Raw genomic sequence first — 6,195 nt, forward strand, 5'->3', positions numbered from 1 at the left:
TTGTTGATTTTGTAAATCAAATCTTGAGTGTTTACTTATCTTAACATGATTTGGTTTTTTTACGCCTACCTACTTACCCCAAAGCATTCAATTCGCGATCGACTCTTTCGTACTGCTGCATCAAATAATCAAAAGCCGCAATCAAAAAAGCACCCGAACCGCACGCCGGATCGATGACGCGCGTTTTTTGCAGCACTTCGTCTCGATACGCTTTCCAAAACTTAATTGCAGTTTTCTTTGGGGGCTGCACCGACACTTCAGCAACTTCGCCCATTAGGAATAAATCGCGCAATTCTTGCTCTCGACGCTGCAAATAGCCACCGAGAGAAACCTCGACAATATACTGAGTAATAAAAGCTGGCGTGTAAAACACACCTTGAGTTTTTCGCTTGCCTTTTTTCTGATTGTATTCCTGTCCGGTAGTTTCAGCATTTAATTCTTCCAAATCTGTAACAGACTGCTCGAAAATATGCCCCAAAATATCGACGGAAACTTCGGTATCAAAATCAAATCCGGTCAGCTTATTAAGGAGACTGCATAAGGGATTTGGCACAGTCAATTGTGCGTCTAAAACCGGATCGAATTTAAATAAACCGCCGTTGTATCCCGGTACAGGAGGGTCATCATTTCCCACATCAACCCAGCGAAATACAGATTGATAATTTTCCCAAATTAATCTAGGATTGTACTGGTCTTTGTGGTCGTGAGCGTTGCTGAGGGTGTTTCGCGGCAGCAACCCTTTATCTTCACAAAAAGCAATGAATAAAACGCGGTCTAAAGTCTTTTGAGCTTTTTCGATGAGTACGCGATCGCGGTTGAGGATATCCTGTGGCCCAGTAAAGCGAAAATGTTTGACGAGAGCGAGTCGAATTGCTTTGTACTCTTGATATAATTTATTGGTGATTTCCTCTTGAGCTTCGTCAGAGTCTTTTAACAGTCTGTCAATAACAGAACCTGTTTGCTCTTGGTTTTTAGGCAAAAAATTGCGGCGACACAGCAGAAAGTAAAACCGCTTAAAAGCTGCAATATCCGCCAAGTCAGTCAGAAAAAATTGTTCGTAATAAGCAGGAGTTTTATTGGTATGATAAAGTCGCAACTCTCGATAATTCGAGACAATAATCCAGCGACAATCCGGTGTATAATTAGCATACCGCCAACCTTGGTCAACTGCTGATTCCGATCGCCCGGATGCGGGACGGTCTAAATCATTTTTCGCTCCCTTGAGTTCGATCGGAGCAATCACTTTACCTTGCAGGGACACGGCTGTGCCTTTAGGATTGCCAGCAGCAGTAAAAAAGCCGATCGCCCCGTCAGCAGAACCGCCGCCATCAGATATCGTTTGTTCCGCGTTAATTTCCCAAGCTTTCCCCGCACCTTGAATTACCGAGCAATATCCCAAAACATCCTGAAAAATATCATTAATAAAACTGCCGTGCAGCGAAACTTCTTTAACTTCGTCTAACGTACCCGTTTTAAGTGCAGCAATCCACGTTCCCAATTTTTGGTGGCGCACTTCCATATCTTGCGGAAAGCTAAAAGCACGCAAAGCAGTGTTCAGTGTTTTGCTGTGAAAAAGGGCGCGAGTAGAGCGATTTGTCATAAAGTTGAAAAGGCGATCGATTTAATTTTACAGCAAAAAAGCGGTTGTGAAATCCTAACTAGCGGCAGTCGTTTCAAATCTAATCCCTTCATAAATTTCGCCCAATTGAATTTGAAACGGCAGCGAAGACAAAGCCAGCACTGCATCTGCCGATTCGTATTCACTTAAAAGCCACTTATTTTCCGAAGTCTTGACAAACTGTTCGACATAAAATTTATACTGATCGATTAAAATGTATTCTCGAAACTCAGGAATCGAGCGATAATAATCAAACTTATCCCCTTGATCGTAATTTTTCGTACTTTTTGACAAAACTTCAACAATCATCAAAGGATTAATTATTGTATCTGTGCGATCGTCTAAAAGCACTGGTTCGCCTTGAACCACCATCACATCTGGATAAGTATAGAGATGATAGCGCGGTATCCACAACCGTAAGTCACCGATAAAAACCTTATAGTTTTGCCCCCGGAGCGCAAATTTTAAATGAGCATAAAAATTGCCCGCAATATCATTATGATTTGGAGTACCACCAGTCATAGGAACTATCTCGCCATCAATATATTCACTTTTAGACTCGGCCACTTCCTCTAGTGCCAAATATTCCTCTGGCGAGTAGAGTTTTTGAGTTTGGGTTAACATAGTTTATATCCTCAACAGCCGTTCATTTTATTTTAATTAAAAGTACACCTATTTTACCAAAATTCTATCGGGCCAGGGTGCGATCGCACTGCTATCAAATCAGTTATAGTCCAAGGTCGATCCTCTTCGTTGGCGTAGCCCCCGTAGGGGCGGGCTTCGCTAACGCACCCTACCCCCTCAAAAAAGCGTGAGCGCTCGCTCAAGAGTCAAAAACGCCACCTCTAAAGCTGAGCTAGCTCTCATTTACTTTGCATATTGTAATTATCACCAAAAGCTATCATTTTTTCTCAGTAGCTTTCCGCTGCTCCCTCCGGGTTTTACAGCAAAAGTTAAATACAGGTGAGCTTATCTGCACGGAGCGAAAAGTTTTGTTACAATAGGTAAGCTGTTACAAATCGTAACTTATGCTGGTTTCTATTTTAATAATTGACGTTGCCCTCGTTGCCTGGTCTTTGCACTTAATGCAAGAGGCGATCGCGCAACGGGAATTTTCACTAATGCTAGCCGGCACCCTAGTTGCGGTATCAGCCGCCGCTCTGCTAGTCGTCTACTTCCTCATGGGGTCTTGTTTGAGCCATTTGAGCGAAATATCCCAACACACTTACTAAATGATAGTAGGCGATTGACCATTGTCCAGAAGCGAGGAGAGTTTTGTGGAAAAAAAGCCGAAAGCCTTGCCAGCCGAAGGCTCAAAACTAATTTCCCCAAAAAGCTTGACAAATATTGGTCAGTTAAGGCATGATTGAGAGCGCGAAAAGAAAGGGGAATTAGCTCAGTTGGTAGAGCACTACAATGGCATTGTAGGGGTCAGCGGTTCGAGCCCGCTATTCTCCATAAATCAACATTAGGGATAAATTACTCGTTTACCCTTACTCGTAGGGAAACCGCACTGCCGTGTCCTCATCGCCGTGTACTTAGTCGTAGGGAAACAGCATTGCCGTGTCATTAAATTCGATCGCGCCACACACCGCGAAAACCAATTTTCCCGTAAAATCAAAACAGTCTACCCGCAACCAAAGCGCTACCAGTGGCAAAGTCAACTGAACCCAACAATCCAGAGAGTCCGAGCCAACTTGCCCGCACGCCTCTGTACGACCTATCATTAGAACTCAAAGCTCGGATGGTGCCATTTTCCGGGTGGGAGATGGCAGTACAGTACGCAGGCATTAGCAGCGAACACCAAGCAGTACGCCAGCAAGCAGGAATGTTCGACATTTCCCACATGGGAAAATTTGGTTTGAGAGGGAAACAAGTAATAGAAAAATTTCAACCCTTAGTACCCTCAGACTTGAGCCGCTTGCAACCCGGTCAAGCTCAATATACAGTCTTGCTAAATGCCCAAGGCTGCATCTTAGACGATATTATTTTCTACTGCCAAGAACCAGACCCTATCACTAGCGAAGAACGTGCAGTAATCATTGTCAACGCCGCCACTCGCATCGCAGACAAAGCATGGATTACCACTCACTTAGAATTGAGCGATCTCACTTTTACAGACATCTCCGAAGATAAAGTTTTAATTGCAATTCAAGGGCCAGAAGCTGTTAACTATCTCCAGCCTTTTGTGGAAGACAGCCTCACACCAATTAAGGCATTCGGTCACTTAGAAACAAATCTGTTGGGACAGCCGAGTTTTATCGCCAGAACTGGTTACACCGGCGAAGATGGGTTTGAAATCATGGTGGATGCCGAAGTAGGAAAAGAACTGTGGCAAAAATTGTTAGCTGCTGGCGTTGTTCCTTGCGGATTGGGTGCGAGAGATACCTTGCGTTTAGAAGCAGCAATGGCTCTTTACGGTCAAGATATCGACGACAATATCACGCCTTTAGAAGCTGGATTGGGTTGGGTTGTTCACCTCGACACCAAAGGCGATTTTATTGGGCGGGAAGTTTTGGAACAGCAGAAAGCGAGTGGAGTATCAAAGCGGTTGGTAGGGTTAGAAATGCAGGGGCGGCACATTGCGCGCCACGGCTATCCGGTAATATTTGAAGGCGAAACAGTAGGAGAAGTTACTAGCGGTACATTATCGCCTACATTGAATCGGCCAGTAGCCCTCGCATTTGTTCCCGCAAAATTAGCGAAAATCGGTCAGCAATTAGAAGTCGAAATTCGCGGGAAAAACTATCCGGCTAATGTGGTGAAAAAACCATTTTATAAATCGCAAAACCGCCCTAGTTAGATTAAGTAGGTAAGCCTTAATTCAGGACTTACCTCATGGGTCCAGAAACCGGGTTTTTTTACGAAAATAGTTCGTTGTAGACCGCAGATTCGGTAAAAAACCCGGTTTCTTTAGTAGGAGTGCGTCGAGGACTGATTGAGTTCTTGTGGAACGGGCTTCTAGCCCGTTGCTCATCTTGGTCGAGAAGATTCATCTACTAGCTTAGCAAAATTTCGCAAAGTTGCAGCATAGCGATCGCCCGCCACATCCATCAAATCATTATGACCGGCCCCATCAACCCAAAAATTCACTTTCGGCTCGTTGGCGGTGGCAAACAACTGCTCTCCATGCCAAAAATGCACCACCTCATCAGACTTACCATGAATCACCAAAACAGGCGATCGAACTTTGCCAATCTTATCAATATTCACAAACTTGTCAAAGGGTAAAAGCGGAATCCGCGTCAACACCCGAAAAGCCGAAACAAAGGAACTTTCAACCACCAAACCGCCGACTTTTTGGCGCGAAGCCAAATCAATAGTCGGCCCACCGCCCACAGAACGCCCGTAAAGAATAACTTGCTTTGCAGGTACTCCCAACTGTTGGGTTAAATAATTGTAAGCAGCCTCAATATCACGATAAGTATTATACTCAGAAGGATTTCCCTGACTCGTGCCGTAACCTTGATAATCATAGGCAAACACAGCAAAGCCACTATCTCGAATCTCTCTGAGTACCCACAAAATCCCGCCCAAGTCTTCCGCATTTCCGTGACTGTAAAGTATGGTATATTTAGCTTGCGGGTTAGGAAAATGAACAGTAGAAATTTTCACACCATTAGCTGAGCTAACTTTGATAACTTCCCTGCTATCACTTTGACTAGATGGGGGAGGTTGAAAAATTAGCCGTTCTGAAAAAAAGAAACCGTAAAAACATAGAAATGCGTAAATAAAAATTATAGAGCGCATCAGTCGTTTGACAGAAAATTCTCCAAAAAGCAAGCGTTTAATATTTTTTTTGTTCCACTTAGTCATCAATAGATGCCCATAGTTCACTAAGATTTACTTGATACTTTGTTTATTGTGAGAAAAGATATGGCACTAAAATACCCCGATGACTTGAAATACCTAGACACCCACGAATACATCCGACTCGAAGGCGAAATTGCCACCATCGGCATTAGTGCCTTTGCTGTTGACCAACTCGGCGATATCGTGTTTCTAGATTTGCCCGAAGTCGGTGCAGGGTTGGAAAAGGGCGAAGCTTTCGGTACAGTCGAGTCAGTGAAAGCAGTTGAAGACTTGAAAGCACCAGTTACCGGTATAGTCGTAGAACGCAATGATGACATTATAGAGTCTCCCGAAAATTTGGCAGAAGACCCCTATGGCGCTGGATGGCTGCTGAAAGTGCGCGTTGACAATCCCAGCGAAGCAGACGAGGCTTTCTCGGCCCCGGAGTATCGCAAAATGGTGGAAGGGGAATAGGGCATGGGGCATAGGGCATAGGGCATAGGGCATAGGGCATAGGGCATAGGGCATAGGGCTCGTTGATAATTCCACAATCCGCCAGGGGTTGAAACCCCGGGCTAATAGCACAAGTCGTCTAAAGACGACTGAAATACTAAGCAGTTGGGCGAGGAGTTCCGATAAGTGCAGCTTAATCTACAGTCGTCTTCAGACGACTTTAGCTATGAGACAGGGGTTTCAACCCCTGTCGGACTGTCGGACTGTCGGACTGTCGGACTGTCGGACTGTCGGACTGTCGGACTGTCGGACTGTCGGACTGTCGGACTGTC

The 6,195-nt window shown here is 44.7% G+C and carries 7 protein-coding genes and 1 tRNA gene; 4 read left to right on the plus strand and 4 right to left on the minus strand.

The window, feature by feature from the left end; translation table 11 throughout:
• Positions 1 to 73: 73 nt before the first annotated feature.
• From QUA16_RS33200 to QUA16_RS33210, 3 genes are read right to left on the minus strand one after another with little or no spacing between them, the layout of a single operon-like run.
• Positions 74 to 1,600 (minus strand): hypothetical protein, encoded by a 1,527-nt coding sequence (locus QUA16_RS33200; RefSeq protein WP_333108650.1) that lies wholly within the window; start codon positions 1,598 to 1,600, stop codon positions 74 to 76.
• A gap of 54 nt (positions 1,601 to 1,654) precedes the next feature.
• Positions 1,655 to 2,242, minus strand: a complete 588-nt coding sequence (locus QUA16_RS33205) for a Uma2 family endonuclease (protein WP_333108652.1) — start codon at positions 2,240 to 2,242, stop codon at positions 1,655 to 1,657.
• A gap of 53 nt (positions 2,243 to 2,295) precedes the next feature.
• Complete coding sequence (locus tag QUA16_RS33210) at positions 2,296 to 2,445, minus strand: hypothetical protein (protein ID WP_333108655.1); 150 nt, start codon at positions 2,443 to 2,445, stop codon at positions 2,296 to 2,298.
• Between the two features lie 201 nt (positions 2,446 to 2,646).
• On the opposite strand from QUA16_RS33210, the gene QUA16_RS33215 reads away from it, so the two are divergent.
• From QUA16_RS33215 to gcvT, 3 genes are all read left to right on the plus strand, one after another.
• A complete protein-coding gene (locus QUA16_RS33215) occupies positions 2,647 to 2,850 on the plus strand; it encodes a hypothetical protein (protein WP_096832242.1) in 204 nt (67 codons plus the stop codon).
• 153 nt (positions 2,851 to 3,003) lie between these two features.
• A tRNA-Ala gene (locus QUA16_RS33220) sits at positions 3,004 to 3,076 on the plus strand.
• A gap of 193 nt (positions 3,077 to 3,269) precedes the next feature.
• A complete protein-coding gene (gene gcvT, locus QUA16_RS33225) occupies positions 3,270 to 4,421 on the plus strand; it encodes a glycine cleavage system aminomethyltransferase GcvT (RefSeq protein ID WP_333108657.1) in 1,152 nt (383 codons plus the stop codon).
• Between the two features lie 170 nt (positions 4,422 to 4,591).
• Here the strand turns inward: gcvT and QUA16_RS33230 are convergent, their stop codons facing one another.
• A complete protein-coding gene (locus tag QUA16_RS33230; RefSeq protein ID WP_333108658.1) occupies positions 4,592 to 5,434 on the minus strand; it encodes an alpha/beta hydrolase in 843 nt (280 codons plus the stop codon).
• A 60-nt stretch (positions 5,435 to 5,494) separates the two neighbouring features.
• Here QUA16_RS33230 and gcvH point away from each other — a divergent pair, with 60 nt between their 5' ends.
• Entirely contained in the window at positions 5,495 to 5,884 is a 390-nt protein-coding gene (gene gcvH / locus QUA16_RS33235) for a glycine cleavage system protein GcvH (protein ID WP_333108659.1), read from the plus strand.
• Positions 5,885 to 6,195: the final 311 nt, after the last annotated feature.

Source organism: Microcoleus sp. S13_C3 (assembly GCF_036700905.1).
In the GTDB taxonomy this organism is placed as follows: Bacteria; Cyanobacteriota; Cyanobacteriia; order Cyanobacteriales; family Microcoleaceae; genus Microcoleus.

Bases quoted from the DNA above. Each gene is read 5' to 3' on its own strand.
- QUA16_RS33200 (WP_333108650.1), bottom strand. From the start codon at position 1,600: ATGACAAATCGCTCTACTCGCGCCCTTTTTCACAGCAAAACACTGAAC.
- QUA16_RS33205 (WP_333108652.1), bottom strand. From the start codon at position 2,242: ATGTTAACCCAAACTCAAAAACTCTACTCGCCAGAGGAATATTTGGCA.
- QUA16_RS33215 (WP_096832242.1), top strand. From the start codon at position 2,647: ATGCTGGTTTCTATTTTAATAATTGACGTTGCCCTCGTTGCCTGGTCT.
- QUA16_RS33230 (WP_333108658.1), bottom strand. From the start codon at position 5,434: ATGACTAAGTGGAACAAAAAAAATATTAAACGCTTGCTTTTTGGAGAA.
- gcvH (WP_333108659.1), top strand. From the start codon at position 5,495: ATGGCACTAAAATACCCCGATGACTTGAAATACCTAGACACCCACGAA.